The organism is Brucella sp. NBRC 113783, assembly GCF_040372265.1.
Classification (GTDB): Bacteria; Pseudomonadota; Alphaproteobacteria; order Rhizobiales; family Rhizobiaceae; genus Brucella; species Brucella teleogrylli.
The window spans coordinates 300,190-317,313 of record NZ_BAABRX010000002.1 but is presented as its reverse complement, the minus strand read 5'-3'; the positions used below and the strand labels follow the sequence as shown (position 1 = coordinate 317,313).

Sequence of the window (17,124 nt, the reverse complement as noted above, 5' to 3'; positions counted from 1 at the left end):
CAACCATACAATAACAAAATTATTACTCCCTGCCAATGACAGGACGATGACAGTTGATGACAAAGACCAGACGAATTGAAAGAAATAGCGGCGTGGCGATCTGGAGGCAGATTGCCGATGAGATACGCGGCGACATCATGGCCGGGAAACTTCAGTCCGGCGCGCGCATGCCTGCCGAAATGGAGCTTGCGGATCGCTTCGGCGTCAACCGCCATACGGTGCGCAGCGCCATTGCCGCGTTGACGCAGGAAGGCGTACTTCGTGCCGAACAGGGTCGCGGCACATTCGTCGCCAATGCAAAGCGTTTGACCTACCAGATCGGGCCACGCACCCGCATTTCACAGTCACTGGGCACGCAGGCGAGCGAAGTCAAAGGCATATTGCTCAGCAGCGGCACCGAAGTCGCGACCGCCGAAATAGCCGAAGCCCTGGGCATCGCCGCCGGAAGCGAAGTCACGCGGCTTGAGACGGCGCATAGTGCCGATGGACGCCCTGTATCGCGCGCAACGCATTGGGTGGATGCGGCGCGCTTTCCCGATTTTGCTGCTGACTATGCTGAAAACGGGTCTATTACCTGGGCGCTCAGGAAAGCTGGTATCGAGGATTATTTCCGCAAATCGACAACCATATCTGCCCAGCACGCTGATTCAGATGACCTGAAACATCTGAAGCTCTCGCCCGGTGCTATCGTGCTGATGGCACGCGCCATCAATGTCGATACGAACGGTCAGCCTCTTCAATATTCTCTGACGCGGTTTTCTGCGGATCGCATGGAGTTTTCGATCGATACATATTGAGCTGATAAGCTCGGAAATTTCTTTATTATTCAGTTAGATAATATTAATTTATAAGGTTCCGATTTAACAAACGTCTAACCATAATGAAACGGGCGCCTAAAGCGCCCGTTAGATTCATCAAAATGGAATTTCGTCGTCGAGATCGCGGGAGAACCCACCGCCACCGCCGCCACCCGAAGAAGACGGTCCGGACGAACCGAAATCGCCACCACCGCCGGAATAATCCGACATCTGGTTACGTCCACCACCGCTGCCGCGATCAAAAGAACGGCCCTGATCGCCGCCTTCACCACGGCTATCGAGCATCTGAAGCTCACCACGGAACTTCTGTAGCACAACTTCCGTCGAATAACGGTCGTTGCCGTTCTGATCCTGCCACTTGCGGGTCTGGAGCGCGCCTTCGATATAAACCTTGGCACCCTTCTTCAGATATTGCTCTGCGACCTTGGCAAGGTTTTCGTTGAAAATAACAACGCTATGCCATTCGGTGCGGTCCTTGCGCTCGCCGGACTGGCGATCACGCCAGCTTTCCGAGGTCGCAATACGCAGATTGGCAACCACATCGCCTGAATTCAGACGACGAATTTCCGGATCGGCACCGAGATTGCCGACCAGAATGACCTTGTTGACGCTACCAGCCATCGAAAACCTACTCCGGGTCTCATGCGCGCCTCGCCGGATCTGAAATCCTCACAAGAGCGCTTTCCTAAAGAAGGATCAGGCGCATGAATTGCGCCATCACCTGAAACTCAATTACCCACCTTACAGGACTGGCGCGCATGACGCTCAATTTCCCGGGCGGGGAATGGTCAATGTCCACAGAGTTTATGTTCTTGTTTTGTTCAAAATGCAAGTGCTTGTGGCATCAAATCGACAAAACATCCCTCATTTCTAACGAGGTCCAGTGACTAACGAGGAGAATGCCTGACCCGCCGCATAGCGACAGCCGAAGATACAACAAAGCGCGTCACAGTCAGACAATGAAAAGCCCCGCCGCTCACTGTTTCTTTGGCGCGCGGGGCTTGGGGTTTGAGCAAAGCTCATATGTCGGCATTAATTCGTCGACAAAATCTTTCGGAACTCGAAGGCACGCGGCCAATCGTTTTCCGCGCATATATAGATTTTCGGCAATCGAACTTCTCACCAACGATGCATTGTTCCTTGCGAAAGAACGCATCCGCGACAAAGATCGATTGTGCTTTCATCTGTGTGAAAGCTAGGCAGTGTAGTCAGGTGGACTCATGCTCCTTTACCTCCCTACCGGATTTCCCGCCTCCTGCGAACCTCTTGCCGATATCGCGTCATCCCTCCGCAATACCTCTTCGCATCAGCGAGTAAGAGAAGTGTGCTCCTGTCAGGAGTGACAGTCAACGCTCTTGCGTTCACATTTCGTATCGCCTATCAGAAGCTTGGTTGTTCGATATTTGTTCCGGTGCTACAAGAGCGCAAATTAGGATAACCAAGCCCCTTCTTCTTTGGAGGGCTTCGCCCCATATTATGGGATTGGCGCGGCGGTTCATCGCCGGGGCCAATCTATCCATGGCATCACGAAGCAGGCAGGACGCGGAATGAGCGATCAGAAATTCATTTCCATACGTGGCGCGCGCGAGCACAATCTTAAAAATGTCGATCTTGATTTGCCGCGCGACAAGCTGATCGTCATGACAGGCCTTTCCGGCTCGGGCAAGTCGTCGCTTGCCTTCGACACGATTTATGCGGAAGGCCAGCGTCGTTACGTGGAAAGCCTCTCGGCTTATGCGCGCCAGTTTCTGGAAATGATGCAGAAGCCGGATGTGGACCAGATCGATGGTCTGTCGCCCGCCATTTCCATCGAACAGAAGACGACGAGCCGTAATCCGCGCTCGACGGTCGGCACTGTCACCGAAATCTACGACTATATGCGCCTTCTTTTCGCGCGTGTGGGCGTGCCTTATTCGCCTGCAACTGGCCTTCCCATTGAAAGCCAGACCGTCAGCCAGATGGTTGATCGTGTGATCGCTCTGGAAGAAGGCACGCGTCTTTACATTCTGGCGCCGATCGTACGCGGGCGTAAGGGCGAATATAAGAAGGAACTGGCAGAGCTTCAGAAGAAGGGCTTCCAGCGCGTCAAGGTGGACGGCACTTTCTACGAGATTGCCGATGTTCCGGCGCTCGATAAGAAATACAAGCACGATATTGATGTGGTGGTAGACCGCGTCGTCGTGCGCCCTGACCTCACCTCGCGCCTTGCCGACAGTCTAGAAACTTGCCTCAAGCTCGCCGACGGTCTGGCCGTCGCTGAATTCGCCGACAAGCCGCTTCCGCCCGAAGAAACGGCGGAAGGCGGCGCAGCCAATAAGTCGGCCAACGAGACCCACGAGCGCATTCTGTTCTCAGAAAAATTCGCCTGTCCGGTTTCCGGTTTCACGATCCCGGAAATCGAGCCGCGCCTGTTCTCGTTCAACAATCCCTTTGGCGCCTGCCCGACCTGTGACGGTCTCGGCACACAGCAAGCTATCGATCCAAACCTGATTGTTCCCGATGAAAGCGCGGCGCTGAAAGATGGTGCAATTGCGCCCTGGGCGCGGTCATCGTCACCCTATTACAATCAGACGCTGGAAGCGCTGGGCAAGGCTTATGGCTTCAAGATCGGCACCCGTTGGTCTGATCTGCCCAAGGAAGCGCAACGCGCCATTCTTCATGGCACGGGCGGCAAGGAAATCACCTTCCAGTATGACGACGGCCTGCGGTCCTATCAGACCACAAAGCCCTTCGAAGGCGTGATTCCGAATCTGGAGCGCCGGTGGAAGGAAACCGATTCTGCCTGGTCGCGTGAAGAGATCGAACGCTTCATGTCTTCGACGCCCTGCCCGGCTTGCAATGGCTATCGCCTGAAGCCGGAAGCGTTGGCCGTGAAAATCGGCATGAAGCATATCGGCGAAATCACCGAAATGTCGATCCGCAAGGCAGATGCCTGGTTCCGCGACGTCGATGGCAGCTTTAATGAAAAGCAGCGGGAAATTGCAGCGCGCATTCTCAAGGAAATCCGTGAACGCCTGCAATTCCTCAATGATGTCGGCCTCGATTATCTGACACTGGCGCGTAATTCCGGCACGCTTTCCGGGGGTGAAAGCCAGCGTATTCGCCTCGCCTCCCAGATCGGCTCTGGCCTGACTGGCGTTCTCTACGTGCTGGACGAGCCGTCCATCGGCCTGCATCAGCGCGACAATGCCCGCCTGTTGGACACGCTTCGTCATCTGCGCGATCTCGGCAATACGGTCATCGTGGTGGAGCATGACGAAGATGCGATCCTGACCGCCGATTATGTGGTCGATATTGGTCCCGCGGCTGGCGTCCATGGCGGCAAGGTGATTGCACAGGGCACGCCGAAGGACGTCATGTCCAATACCAATTCGCTGACCGGCAAATATCTCTCGGGCGTTATGGAAGTCGCTGTTCCAGCGGAACGTCGCAAGATTTCCAAGACCAAGCGTATCCGCGTCGTCGGTGCGCGCGGCAACAATCTGAAAAATGTCTCGGCAGATATTCCGCTCGGTACTTTCACCGCTGTAACGGGCGTTTCAGGTGGCGGCAAGTCCACCTTCCTGATCGAAACACTGTTCAAGGCCGCTTCACGCCGCATCATGGGTTCCCGCGAGCATCCGGCGGAGCACGACCGTATCGAAGGGCTGGAGTTCCTCGACAAGGTGATCGATATCGACCAGTCGCCGATTGGACGCACGCCGCGTTCCAACCCGGCGACCTATACCGGCGCCTTCACGCCGATCCGCGACTGGTTCGCGGGGTTGCCGGAAGCCAAGGCACGCGGATATCAGCCGGGTCGTTTTTCCTTCAACGTGAAGGGCGGACGCTGCGAGGCCTGTCAGGGCGACGGTGTCATTAAGATCGAGATGCACTTCCTGCCGGATGTGTACGTGACTTGTGACGTCTGCCACGGCAAGCGTTACAATCGCGAAACGCTGGAAGTGCTGTTCAAGGGCAAGTCCATCGCCGATGTGCTGGATATGACTGTCGAGGAAGGCGCGGAGTTCTTCTCCGCTGTTCCTGCCGTGCGCGACAAGCTGGAAACGCTGGTCAAGGTTGGCCTCGGCTATATCAAGGTCGGGCAGCAGGCGACAACGCTCTCGGGCGGTGAAGCGCAGCGTGTGAAACTCGCCAAGGAACTATCGCGTCGCGCAACCGGACGCACGCTTTATATTCTCGATGAGCCAACCACCGGTCTGCATTTCCACGACGTAGCAAAGCTGCTGGAAGTGCTGCATGAACTGGTCGAACAGGGCAATACGGTCGTGGTGATCGAGCACAATCTCGAAGTCATCAAGACTGCCGACTGGGTGATCGACCTCGGTCCAGAAGGTGGTGATGGCGGCGGTGAGATCCTTGCTGTGGGCCGTCCAGAAGACATCGTTAAGGAAAAGCGCTCCTATACCGGCCATTTCCTCAAGGAACTGCTGGAGCGACGCCCTAAGCGAAACTCGGAAGCTGCGGAGTAAGCGCAGCTCGACGGTTGAAAATGCAAAAGCCGGGTCTAGCGCCCGGCTTTTTTCGCGATGAGCGGAAAATCAGCGGCGGCGTAGTATCTAAACGAAAAAAGCCCGGACAAGCCGGGCCTTCTCGACAGCCGCTCACGTTTAAACCGCAGCGACCGAAATCTTGCCTTCACACATAATGCTTCGAAAAGCCTGTCGGCTTTCCGAGATCATGCATTAGCCGTTGACGGCATCCTTCAGGCCCTTGCCGGCCGAGAACTTCGGCACGTTGCGAGCCGGAATAGCAACTTCCTTGCCGGTCGACGGATTGCGGCCGGTCGAAGCTGCACGGTGCGAAACGGAGAAAACGCCGAAGCCTGGCAGGCGGACTTCTTCACCAGCCTTCAGTGCGCCGGTGACAGCAGCGAGCACAGCGTCAACAGCCGTACCGGCATCAGCCTTCGTCAAACCGCCCTTTTCCGCGACTGCGGCAACCAATTCGTTCTTGTTCATTGGCATTTCCTTTCTTTACCTACCGGAACGGATAACGTGACCGGATTGGGCGGAGTTTATTCGAAACGCTCGCCAAACCAAGCCTGTCAATGGCAAAAAAGCCCGGTTTTCTGGGGTTAAACACAGAAATGCCGGGCTTTTGGCCCGGCATTTCGTTTGTTGGTCGTCTTACCGACTGTCAATGTGCTGTTGTGGCGCCTGCTTCATCGTCAACCGAAGGCACCTTTGCAGGTGTTTCAGGCTCGGTCCACTCAATCGGTTCGGGCTGACGCACGAGCGCGTGCTTCAGAACTTCACCGACGCGAGACACCGGAACGATCTCAAGATTGTTCTTCACATTGTCCGGAATATCCGCCAGATCCTTGGCGTTTTCTTCCGGGATCAGAACCTTCTTGATGCCGCCGCGCAGAGCCGCAAGGAGCTTTTCCTTCAGGCCACCGATCGGCAGAACCCGACCGCGCAGCGTCACTTCGCCGGTCATCGCGATGTCCTTGCGAACCGGTATGCCGGTCAGCACGGAAACGATGGTCGTGACCATGGCGATACCTGCGGACGGACCGTCTTTCGGCGTCGCACCTTCCGGCACGTGGACGTGAATGTCGCGCTTGTCGAACAATGGAGGCTCGATGCCGAAATCAACTGCTCGGCTGCGGACATAGGATGCAGCAGCGGAAATCGATTCCTTCATCACGTCACGCAGGTTACCCGTGACGGTCATGCGACCCTTGCCGGGCATCATGACGCCTTCGATGGTCAGCAACTCGCCGCCAACTTCCGTCCAGGCCAAGCCGGTAACGACACCGACCTGATCTTCGCCGTCGATCTGACCGAAGCGGAAACGCTCCACACCCAGATAGTCGGAGAGGTTCTTGTCGGTGATCTTCACCGACTTCTTCTTCGACTTCAGGATTTCGGTGACGGCCTTACGGGCGAGTGTCATCATCTCGCGCTCAAGGCTACGTACACCGGCTTCCCGTGTGTAAAGACGGATCACATTGCGCAATGCATCGTCCGTGAGCGAGAACTCCTTCGGCTGCAAAGCATGGTCCTTGATGGCCTTGGGCAGCAGGTGCCGCTTGGCGATTTCCAGCTTTTCATCCTCGGTGTAACCGGCGATACGGATGATCTCCATACGATCCAGCAACGGACCGGGGATGTTCAGCGTATTGGCGGTCGTCACGAACATGACGTTGGACAGGTCATACTCAACCTCAAGGTAATGGTCCATGAAGGTTGCGTTCTGTTCCGGGTCCAGCACCTCGAGCATTGCAGACGACGGATCACCACGGAAATCCTGGCCCATCTTGTCGATTTCATCGAGCAGGAAGAGCGGGTTGGACTTCTTCGCCTTTTTCATCGACTGGATGACCTTGCCAGGCATCGAGCCGATATAGGTGCGGCGGTGACCACGGATTTCAGCTTCGTCCCGCACGCCGCCAAGCGACATACGGACATATTCACGGCCCGTCGCCTTGGCGATCGAACGCGCAAGCGAGGTCTTGCCGACGCCGGGAGGTCCGACGAGGCAAATGATCGGGCCCTTGATCTTGGTCGAACGAGCCTGCACCGCCAGATACTCAACGATGCGTTCCTTAACCTTGTCGAGACCGAAGTGATCATTGTTGAGCACTTCTTCCGCAAAGTTCAGGTCCTGCTTGACCTTCGACTTCTTGCCCCATGGAATGGACAGCAGCCAGTCGAGATAGTTGCGCACAACCGTCGCTTCCGCAGACATCGGGCTCATGGTGCGCAGCTTCTTCAGCTCAGCCTGAGCCTTTTCACGCGCTTCCTTGGAAAGCTTGGTCTTGTTGATGCGTTCTTCCAGTTCAGCCGCTTCATCGCGACCGTCCTCGCCGTCACCAAGCTCCTTCTGGATCGCCTTCATCTGCTCGTTGAGATAATATTCGCGCTGCGTCTTCTCCATCTGGCGCTTGACGCGCGAGCGGATGCGCTTCTCAACCTGCAGAACCGAGATTTCGGCTTCCATGAAGGCAAGAGCCTTCTCCAGACGCTCACGCACCGAGAGAATGGACAGCATTTCCTGCTTTTCAGGTATCTTGATCGCGAGATGCGAAGCAACCGTATCGGCAAGCTTGGAATAGTCGTCGATCTGGCTGGCGGCGCCAACCACTTCCGGCGAAATCTTCTTGTTCAGCTTGACGTAGTTTTCGAAGTCGGAAACCACCGAACGGGCCAGCGCCTCGATTTCAACGGCATCTTCCTCCGGCTCCGGCAGAGCCGCAGCGTAAGCTTCGTGATAGTCTTCGCGATCCGTAAACTTGGAAATCTTGGCGCGCGCCGTGCCTTCGACCAGCACCTTCACAGTGCCGTCCGGCAGCTTCAAAAGCTGAAGCACATTGGCAATGGTGCCAATTTCATAAATTGCATCCGGCGCCGGATCGTCGTCGGCAGCATTTTTCTGGGTCGCAAGCAATATCTGCTTGTCGACACCCATCACTTCTTCCAGAGCGCGAATAGACTTTTCGCGTCCGACAAAAAGCGGAACGATCATGTGCGGGAAGACCACAATATCGCGCAACGGAAGAACGGCATAAAGCCCGTCTGCACCGCCCGCTTCTGCTCCACCCATCAGGGTCTTGTCTTCAATACCCGTCATAATTCAAGTCCTTTCTCAGGCCTTTCGACCCGACTGCCACGCCGACGCCCCCTTTCATCATGAGGCAGGTCGCACAGCGTGCTTCGGTTCATACTTGGAGAGCCAAGCCCGGCAATTCAATAGCCAGTTTCGGGCGGCTTTCATAGAATCGTTAACTATCCTGCGCCGTCCGGGCAATTTGCACAATATGCCGCTTTGGATATGCTCCGATACAAGCGCTTCGAACCCATAACACTAAAGCGAATTGCCAAACTGGCAACAAAAAAGGCCGCTTTCGCGGCCTTTTGAGGAGAAAATCTATCTCTTAGGCCGAAACATTGCCCTTCTCGTCCTGACGCTCCGCATAGATGTAGAGCGGACGGGCGCTGCCATCCACGACATCACCGGAGATCACGACTTCGCGAACACCTTCCAGTGTCGGCAGTTCGAACATCGTGTCGAGCAGGATCTTTTCCATGATCGAGCGCAGACCGCGCGCACCCGTCTTGCGTTCAACTGCCTTGTTGGCAATGGCGCGTAGAGCGTCGTCATGGAACACCAGCTCGACATTTTCCATATCGAACAGGCGCTGATACTGCTTCACTAGCGCATTTTTTGGCTCAGTCAGGATCTGGACCAGTGCATCGACGTCGAGGTCCTCGAGCGTTGCAATAACCGGCAGACGACCGACGAATTCCGGAATGAGACCGAATTTCAGCAGATCCTCCGGTTCCAGTTCGCGGAACACCGCACCGATACGACGCTCGTCAACCGAGCGGACAGTCGCCCCGAAGCCGATGGACGTCTTTTCGCCACGAGCGGAGATGATCTTGTCGAGACCGGCAAAAGCACCGCCGCAGATAAACAGGATGTTCGTCGTATCCACCTGCAGGAATTCCTGCTGCGGATGCTTGCGACCGCCCTGCGGAGGAACCGAAGCAACGGTACCTTCCATGATCTTCAGAAGTGCCTGCTGCACGCCCTCGCCCGATACATCGCGCGTGATGGACGGGTTGTCGGACTTGCGGCTGATCTTGTCCACTTCGTCGATATAGACGATGCCGCGCTGTGCGCGTTCGACGTTGTAATCAGCAGCCTGAAGCAGTTTCAGGATGATGTTTTCAACATCTTCACCGACATAACCGGCTTCGGTCAGCGTCGTCGCGTCAGCCATGGTGAATGGCACGTCGATGATGCGAGCGAGCGTCTGGGCAAGATAGGTCTTGCCGCAGCCGGTCGGACCGACGAGAAGAATATTCGACTTCGCCAGTTCTATATCGTTGCTCTTCGACTGATGTGCGAGACGCTTGTAGTGATTGTGCACCGCGACCGACAGAACGCGCTTGGCATCCTTCTGGCCGATGACATAGTCGTCAAGAACGGCCATGATTTCCTGCGGCGTCGGCACGCCCTCGCGGGACTTCACCATCGAGGATTTGTTTTCCTCGCGGATGATATCCATGCAAAGTTCGACGCATTCGTCGCAGATGAAAACGGTCGGGCCTGCAATCAGCTTGCGCACTTCATGCTGGCTTTTGCCGCAGAACGAGCAATAAAGCGTATTCTTGGAATCGCCGCCGCTGTTGCTGACTTTGCTCATTGCAGTTTCCTTTCAATAAACCGAAACGAACCTTGGGCTGTTCATTCCGATCGTTTCTTCCGGTTCGGACCCAGTACGGAAGGAAACACTCACCTTCTACCGGTCACATTGACAGTTGATACGCACTGCCCCTGTAGTCTCTAGGATTCCAATCACCGTAGACTCCCCGACCGAAGGAGTCATTTGGTGACTTTTGCAGAACCTGAACCGTCGAACAAACAAAAAATAAGTTCCCGGCAAAGATTCGGCCTGATCTGACCAACTTTAGCGCCTTGATGCCCAACAGATGCTTAACGCGGCGCGTTAACCTTCACGTTGGTCCAAGAATTGAGCCCCTTTTGTGGCAAAAGGGGCCAATAATTGGAAGGGAGCCAGATTCAGGCTAACTTCGATTCGTCGGCGCTCACGTCGCGGGCTTCCACGACCTTGTCGATGAGACCGAATTCGAGCGCTTCCTGAGCGGTCATGAAATGATCGCGATCAAGAGTGCGTTCGATGGTTTCGTAGTCGCGGCCCGTGTGCTTCACATAGACTTCATTGAGACGGCGCTTCATCTTGATGATGTCCTGCGCGTGGCGTTCGATGTCGGACGCCTGTCCCTGGAAGCCGCCCGAAGGCTGGTGGACCATGATGCGGGCATTCGGCAGCGCATAACGCTGGCCGGTTGCGCCTGCCGTCAGAAGCAGCGAACCCATCGACGCGGCCTGGCCCATGCAAAGCGTGGATACCGGCGGACGGATGAACTGCATCGTGTCATAGATCGCCATGCCGGACGTCACCACGCCACCGGGCGAGTTGATGTACATGTTGATCTCTTTCTTCGGATTCTCGGCTTCGAGGAAGAGAAGCTGCGCGCAGACCAGCATCGACATGCCGTCTTCAACCGGTCCGTTGACGAAGATGATGCGTTCTTTCAGAAGGCGCGAGAAAATATCATAGGCCCGCTCGCCGCGGTTGGTCTGCTCGACCACCATCGGCACGAGGTTCATGACGGTTTCAATCGGATCTCTCATTATGGGCCTCTGCATATATTGGATGCGTATTGAGTGGATTTGAATCGTCGGACTTCCATACATAGGGCGTTGCGCCCCTGTTCCGCAAGTGGTGCTCGGTTCCTCACGGAATCATGACTAACACTATAGTTGCATTCTTCGTGAGGTCGGTCTGCAACGAGCAATTTCCTGTGCTCCGGTGCTCACGTACCCAAAAGTACGCTCCGCTCCGGTGCTCGAAAATCAGTCGTTTCGCCACGACCTGACGAATTTGCAACTGTAGTGCTAATCCCAGTCGTTTTCCGGCTTCTCCGGCTTGATGCCGCGCTTTTCGTCCAGCGTCTTGCGCGCCACTTCGGTCAGACGCGCCTGCACCCGAACCGAACCGTCTTCGAGATCTTCGCGCTGCACATCACTGCCGTGCTGGTAAATCCAGTTCAATATGTGCAACTCGAAAGGCGACAGAACGACATCCACCGTGCCAAGCACGCCCGCTATCCGCGTTTCGATCAGGTTTAGCAAGCGATCAACGCCCTCGCCTGTGATGGCTGACAGGGGGATGGGGCGGCCTTCATCACCGCCGGCTGCGGCCAGACGCAGCGCCGCTTCACGCCCGCTTTCGTCCAGATTGTCAATCTTGTTCCAGATTTCGACGACGCGCTTGCGGTCCTGCGGCTCAATCCCGAGACCAGCCAGAATATTCTCGACATCTTCAGCCTGCGCGGCATTGTCCGGATCAGAAATATCGCGCACATGCAAAATGAGATCGGCTTCCACCACTTCTTCCAGCGTCGCGCGGAAGGCAGCCACGAGATGGTGCGGCAGGTTGGAAATAAATCCAACTGTATCAGACAGGATCACCGTCTCGCCATGCGGCAGGCGAATGCGCCGCAAAGTCGGATCGAGCGTGGCGAAGAGCATGTCTTCGGCCAGCACCTCGGCACCGGTCATACGGTTGAACAGCGTGGATTTTCCGGCATTGGTATAGCCCACAAGGGCGACAATCGGATGCGGAACCTTGCGCCGCTTCTGGCGGTGCAGTGTGCGGGTGCGCACCACCGTTTCCAGTTCGCGCTTGATCTTCAGAATCTTGTCCTGCAGCAAGCGACGGTCGGCTTCGATCTGCGTTTCACCCGGACCGCCGAGGAAGCCGCCACCGCCGCGCTGACGCTCCAGGTGGGTCCAGCTGCGAACCAGTCGGCCCTTCTGATAATTCAGATGCGCCAGTTCGACCTGCAGCGCGCCTTCCTTGGTGCGCGCACGTTCACCGAAAATCTCAAGAATCAGACCCGTGCGGTCGATGACCTTGACGTTCCATTCCTTCTCGAGATTGCGCTGCTGTACCGGTGTCAAAGCATGATCGACAATGACCAGCCCGATATCGTTTTCCTTGACCGTATCGGCAATGGCTTCGACCTTACCTGCACCAAGCAAGGTTGCGGGCCGTGGATTGGTGACAATCGCCACTTCTGCGTGAATGATTTCCAGATCGATGGCGCGCGCCAAACCGACCGCTTCCTCCAGACGTGCTTCGTTCGAGCGCTGGAACTGCGTGCGTGCGCCTTCTTCGCCCGAGCCGTTCGCACTATAGCGCTCCGGCAAAATGGGAACGACGACGGCAGCTCTGGTCGGTTCTTGTTCGGAAAGGCCGTAGCCTTTGTTCGCATCGTCTTTATGCGCGTCGAAGGATGACGCGTTTTTATCCTTGAATTTGGACAAATAAATTTTCTCCGGGGAGTGCAGAGACATTGCGCTCCATCATCAAGCACAAATAGGTCGCCGCTATGCGTGTTTCAAATGGAAGACGCCCCGGGCGTTAAAGCAAATATATCCGAGTCCCATGGCTGAGACCCGGAAATAATCGCCTAACAAAACATCCACGCGACGCGACATCGATGGACGAAGCCGCTACACCCGAATGGAATTCGGAAAGCGTCAGGCTTCCTCGCCTTCGAACATCTGAACCGGCTGGCTCGGCATGATCGTCGAAATTGCGTGCTTATAAACAAGTTGCGAATGACCATCGCGGCGCAGAAGCACACAGAAATTGTCGAACGACGTCACAATACCGGTCAGTTTTACGCCATTGATCAGAAAAATCGTCAGCGAGATCTTCTGTTTGCGTACGGAGTTCAGAAAAAGGTCTTGAAGATTTTGCGATCGTTCAGCCATTGTTTTTATTCCTTTAATCGATCAGCAGCCTGTTCGCGATACGTCAAAGCGGTGAACCCGCTCTATCTCTTTGTTTTCGTGCACTTCTCGACCAGCAAAACCGTTTGACACTTTTGCTGGAAATGCTCCAGACGAGCATGCGCATTTGCATAAATCAAGCACCGGAGCGCGAGGCGCCAGTACAGAACTGCAATTGCTGTGGAAAGACAACTGCTTCGCCCTCTAGCTTCGGTTAACAGGATGGGAATCTTTGCGCAACCGACATTTTTGTTGAACACGCGTCAAATATTGCTCACAAGCCTGTCGGCTGTCGGTCAGCCTGCCTTTGAAAGCTCAATGTTATCATTGTGTTCCAGCAGAGGCTTAACCTGATCCCTCATCCACATGTAAAAACTTCCGGGTTGCAATGAAACAACTTCCTTGTGTTTTTTATGAACATGGAAGCCGATGAAGTTGGGATGATTGAGCGGCTCCAGACCATAGGCAGGATCGTAGATACGGGTCGCATCCTTGCCCACCCAATAATAGAAATTCTCCTGCTGAGCGGCGTTTTTGAAAACTCCGTATTTGCGGGCAAGGCGTGAAATGCCGTCATTGCCGAAAACCGTGATACCGATAGATGCTGGCGTAACTTCCTTGCCGATTGCCCGGTAATAGAGCGGTCGCAGCGTTCCACGCCGTACTCCCAGCCATCGCGGTAGGGAATAAGTCGCGCCCATATAGGCTTCAAACTCGCCAATAATCGGATGGTCCGACGGGAAGTAAAGCGCCGATACACCGACGCGAAACCGGTTTTCGCGCGCAAGATACGGCTTCTGCGGATCTGGGTGGAATTGCTTTACGAGAAAAACATCCGTGTCGAGCCATACGCCCTGCTGGTGTTTCATCAGCATGATGCGGAAAATATCGCTGAACTGCACAATGGTTCGCGATGAACGAAAATTCGGATAGTCGCAATCCAGCCGTGTGAATGCACTTTCCGGCAGAACCGCATTGGCATCATGCAATTCCACGCCAGACGGCACATTTTCAATTGGCGCGTAAGCAAATAACTTCACACGCTGGCCCGTCATCACCATCGATGCGAGACAAATCCGATCGACCTCGCGCAAGCGAGGTCCGTACCAGAAGGTACAAATATCCATACAAGCCCCCAAGATTGCAGCTTGAAGACTTATACCACTCATATTTAATTAACTATATCAGAATTCTATGGTCAAAAAAATTCCAAGCTGACACGGAACATCTGTTCCACATGCTTTACAGCTTCCGCAGTAGCGAAAATAACCACCCGGTCCTTCGGCTTGATGCGGACGTCGCCATTGGGCCGGATCACCTGCCCATCCCGGTAGATCGCACCGATTCGCAAGCCGACCGGGAGATCGAGATCCCGCAATGGCGCGCCGACGAGCGATGATGTTTCCAGCGCTTCAGCTTCAATGATTTCCGCCATGTCGCGATAGACGCTATAGACGGCACGGATACGGCCGCGGCGCACATGCTGGAGGATTTTGGAGACCGTCACCGCCTTCGGATTGATATAGGCGTCGATCCCCACCATGTGGGTGAAATCCTGATAGGCGACCGTGTTGAGCAACGCCATGTTGCTTTTGCAGCCAAGGCGTTTCGCCATGATGCTGGAGAGAATATTCACCTGATCCTGATTGGTGAGCGCCACCATCAGGTCGGCATCCTGAATATCGGCCTCCTGCAGCAAAGCCTGATCCAGCGCACTGCCATGTAGCACCATGGTCCGCTTCAGCTGATCGGCAATCGTGAAGGCGCGCTCGTGGTCGCTTTCGATCATCTTCACGCGGGTTTGCCATTTGCGGTCTTCGATAGCCTTGGCGACATAAAGCCCGATATTCCCGCCGCCTGCTATGACGATGCGGCGCGCTTCCGGCTTTTCATGGCCGAACAGCGACAGCGTCCGGCGAACCTGCTCGCGCGTGGTGACCACATAAGCCAGATCGCCTGCATTCAGCTCATCGGACGAGCGCGGAATGAACAGATTTTCATTGCGCACCACGCCCACCACTGTTGCCGCGAGATCGGGAAACAGATCGGTCAGCTGCTTGAGCGGCGTGTTGATGACCGGGCATTCTTCCAGACATTCGATGGCCAGGCCGATGACGCGATCATCGGCAAAGCGCAGAACATCCGTCGCACCCTGCAAGGCGATGCGGCGCAGCACCACCTCGCCCACTTCCAGTTCGGGCGAAATAATCACATCGATCGGCAGGTTTTCGCGGAGAAACAAGTCCTGATATTCAGCCTGAAGGTAGGACTGGGCGCGAATGCGCGCAATCTTCGTCGGCACATTGAAAACCGAATGTGCAACCTGACAGGCGACCATATTCACTTCGTCGGACAACGTGACGGCGATGATCATATCCGCTTCGTCAGCGCCAGCCGCAGCCAGCACATCCGGCTGCGAACCATGGCCGACGAACCCACGCACATCCAAAGTATCACGCACGATTTCGATATGACGCGCCGACGTATCGATGACCGAAACGTCGTTCTCCTCGGCGGCCAGCCGCTCAGCTATGCCATAGCCGACCTGCCCCGCTCCGCATACGATCACCCGCATGACTGCTCCGCTTCTATAATCACCAGATGCTTATACGCCGAGTGATTTCAATTTACGATGCAGGGCCGAGCGTTCCATACCGACAAATTCCGCAGTACGCGAAATATTGCCGCCAAAACGGTTGATCTGCGCGATCAGATATTCCTTCTCGAAACGCTCACGCGCTTCACGCAATGGCAACGCCATGATGTGCTGGTCCGACTCCGTCGGCGCACGCGGCAACGTGTCACCAATTTCGGCTGGCAGAAGATCAGCTGTTACCGGCGCATCCGCGTCGTCGCCCCGCGCCAGAATCATCAGGCGTTCGACATTGTTGCGCAGCTGACGAATATTGCCTGGCCAGCTATGGGCCTGAAGTACGGCCATGGCATCCGCACCGATCTTGCGCGGCTTGATGCCCGCCTGCCCGGCAATCTGGGTCATGAAATATTCGACAAGCGACGGAATATCTTCGCGACGAGCTGCGAGCGGCGGAACCTGCACCGGCACAACCGACAGCCGATGGAACAGGTCTTCGCGGAATGTGCCTTCGGCAATCATCCCTTCAAGGTTTTGTGCCGTGGATGAGATGATACGCACATCGACCTTGACGCGCTTCGTGCCGCCCACGCGCTCAAATTGCTGATCGACCAGAACGCGCAGAATCTTGTTCTGCGTTTCGCGCGGCATATCGGCAACTTCATCGAGATAGAGAATACCACCATGCGCTTCTTCCAGAGCGCCGACCTTGCGTTCGCCCCCGTCCATTTCGGTGCCGAAAAGCTCGATCTCCATGCGCTCCGGCGTGATCGTCGCCGCATTAACGGTCACGAAGGGCCCATTGGCACGCGCCGATTGCGCATGGATGGCGCGGGCCGCGAGTTCCTTGCCGGCACCCGAAGGGCCGGTGATCATGATACGGCTGTTGGTCGGGGCAACGCGCTCGATGGTCTGCTTGAGCTGGCTCATGGCCAGCGATGCGCCGATCAGTTCCATGCTTTCGCCGGAGCGCTTGCGCAGATTGGACACTTCGCGCTTCAGCTTAGACGTTTCCAGTGCGCGTTCGGCGACGAGGATCAGGCGATCCGCCTTGAATGGCTTTTCGATGAAATCATAAGCGCCGCGACGAATGGCCGAAACCGCCGTCTCGATATTGCCGTGGCCGGAAATCATCACCACCGGCAGATCGGGATGCTGCTTCTTGATTTCGTCCAGCAAAGCCAAACCGTCAAGACGGCTGCCCTGAAGCCAGATATCGAGAAAAACCAGTCGCGGCACGCGATCACCGATGGCGGCCAGCGCGCTGTCCGCATCGAACGCGGTACGGGTTTCATGACCCTCATCGCTGAGAATACCAGCTACGAGCTCCCGGATATCCGCTTCGTCATCAACTACAAGAATATCGGCTGCCAT

General features: G+C 55.8%; 12 protein-coding genes and 1 pseudogene. 3 read left to right on the top strand and 10 right to left on the bottom strand.

Going from position 1 to position 17,124, the window contains the following annotated elements; genetic code table 11:
- The first annotated feature begins 53 nt into the window (after window positions 1-53).
- Window positions 54-797: a phosphonate metabolism transcriptional regulator PhnF gene (phnF, locus tag ABWW11_RS06810; RefSeq protein WP_181376087.1), complete on the top strand. Its 744-nt coding sequence runs from the start codon at window positions 54-56 to the stop codon at window positions 795-797.
- Between the two features lie 117 nt (window positions 798-914).
- Here the strand turns inward: phnF and ssb are convergent, their stop codons facing one another.
- Window positions 915-1,439, bottom strand: a complete 525-nt coding sequence (gene ssb / locus ABWW11_RS06805) for a single-stranded DNA-binding protein (protein ID WP_109368961.1) — start codon at window positions 1,437-1,439, stop codon at window positions 915-917.
- Between the two features lie 591 nt (window positions 1,440-2,030).
- Between ssb and ABWW11_RS06800 the strand changes: the two are divergent.
- Window positions 2,031-2,256 (top strand): annotated as a pseudogene (locus ABWW11_RS06800) (hypothetical protein).
- 109 nt (window positions 2,257-2,365) lie between these two features.
- Window positions 2,366-5,290: an excinuclease ABC subunit UvrA gene (gene uvrA, locus ABWW11_RS06795; RefSeq protein WP_109368960.1), complete on the top strand. Its 2,925-nt coding sequence runs from the start codon at window positions 2,366-2,368 to the stop codon at window positions 5,288-5,290.
- A gap of 213 nt (window positions 5,291-5,503) precedes the next feature.
- Here uvrA and ABWW11_RS06790 read toward each other — a convergent pair whose 3' ends face one another.
- The 9 genes from ABWW11_RS06790 to ntrX form a co-directional block, all read right to left on the bottom strand.
- Window positions 5,504-5,779, bottom strand: coding sequence for an HU family DNA-binding protein (locus ABWW11_RS06790; RefSeq protein WP_006470422.1), 276 nt, complete (start codon window positions 5,777-5,779; stop codon window positions 5,504-5,506).
- Window positions 5,780-5,957: 178 nt separating this feature from the next.
- Complete coding sequence (lon, locus tag ABWW11_RS06785) at window positions 5,958-8,396, bottom strand: endopeptidase La (RefSeq protein WP_109368959.1); 2,439 nt, start codon at window positions 8,394-8,396, stop codon at window positions 5,958-5,960.
- A gap of 304 nt (window positions 8,397-8,700) precedes the next feature.
- Window positions 8,701-9,975 (bottom strand): ATP-dependent Clp protease ATP-binding subunit ClpX, encoded by a 1,275-nt coding sequence (gene clpX / locus ABWW11_RS06780; protein ID WP_078338598.1) that lies wholly within the window; start codon window positions 9,973-9,975, stop codon window positions 8,701-8,703.
- A gap of 377 nt (window positions 9,976-10,352) precedes the next feature.
- Window positions 10,353-10,988: an ATP-dependent Clp endopeptidase proteolytic subunit ClpP gene (gene clpP, locus ABWW11_RS06775; RefSeq protein ID WP_109368958.1), complete on the bottom strand. Its 636-nt coding sequence runs from the start codon at window positions 10,986-10,988 to the stop codon at window positions 10,353-10,355.
- Between the two features lie 264 nt (window positions 10,989-11,252).
- Window positions 11,253-12,686 (bottom strand): GTPase HflX, encoded by a 1,434-nt coding sequence (gene hflX / locus ABWW11_RS06770; RefSeq protein WP_109368957.1) that lies wholly within the window; start codon window positions 12,684-12,686, stop codon window positions 11,253-11,255.
- 216 nt (window positions 12,687-12,902) lie between these two features.
- Entirely contained in the window at window positions 12,903-13,139 is a 237-nt protein-coding gene (hfq, locus tag ABWW11_RS06765; protein ID WP_002964239.1) for an RNA chaperone Hfq, read from the bottom strand.
- A 314-nt stretch (window positions 13,140-13,453) separates the two neighbouring features.
- The gene (locus ABWW11_RS06760) at window positions 13,454-14,284 is read right to left on the bottom strand and encodes a glycosyltransferase family 32 protein (protein WP_109368956.1); all 831 of its coding nucleotides are present in this window, start codon (window positions 14,282-14,284) and stop codon (window positions 13,454-13,456) included.
- Between the two features lie 71 nt (window positions 14,285-14,355).
- A complete protein-coding gene (trkA, locus tag ABWW11_RS06755) occupies window positions 14,356-15,732 on the bottom strand; it encodes a Trk system potassium transporter TrkA (RefSeq protein WP_109368955.1) in 1,377 nt (458 codons plus the stop codon).
- 30 nt (window positions 15,733-15,762) lie between these two features.
- Complete coding sequence (ntrX, locus tag ABWW11_RS06750; RefSeq protein ID WP_124915978.1) at window positions 15,763-17,124, bottom strand: nitrogen assimilation response regulator NtrX; 1,362 nt, start codon at window positions 17,122-17,124, stop codon at window positions 15,763-15,765.

Excerpts from the sequence above, each read along its gene's own strand:
- clpX (WP_078338598.1), bottom strand. The coding sequence starts at position 9,975 with ATGAGCAAAGTCAGCAACAGCGGCGGCGATTCCAAGAATACGCTTTAT.
- ABWW11_RS06790 (WP_006470422.1), bottom strand. The coding sequence starts at position 5,779 with ATGAACAAGAACGAATTGGTTGCCGCAGTCGCGGAAAAGGGCGGTTTG.
- ssb (WP_109368961.1), bottom strand. The coding sequence starts at position 1,439 with ATGGCTGGTAGCGTCAACAAGGTCATTCTGGTCGGCAATCTCGGTGCC.
- clpP (WP_109368958.1), bottom strand. The coding sequence starts at position 10,988 with ATGAGAGATCCGATTGAAACCGTCATGAACCTCGTGCCGATGGTGGTC.
- hfq (WP_002964239.1), bottom strand. The coding sequence starts at position 13,139 with ATGGCTGAACGATCGCAAAATCTTCAAGACCTTTTTCTGAACTCCGTA.
- trkA (WP_109368955.1), bottom strand. The coding sequence starts at position 15,732 with ATGCGGGTGATCGTATGCGGAGCGGGGCAGGTCGGCTATGGCATAGCT.
- lon (WP_109368959.1), bottom strand. The coding sequence starts at position 8,396 with ATGACGGGTATTGAAGACAAGACCCTGATGGGTGGAGCAGAAGCGGGC.
- uvrA (WP_109368960.1), top strand. The coding sequence starts at position 2,366 with ATGAGCGATCAGAAATTCATTTCCATACGTGGCGCGCGCGAGCACAAT.
- ntrX (WP_124915978.1), bottom strand. The coding sequence starts at position 17,124 with ATGGCAGCCGATATTCTTGTAGTTGATGACGAAGCGGATATCCGGGAG.
- ABWW11_RS06760 (WP_109368956.1), bottom strand. The coding sequence starts at position 14,284 with ATGGATATTTGTACCTTCTGGTACGGACCTCGCTTGCGCGAGGTCGAT.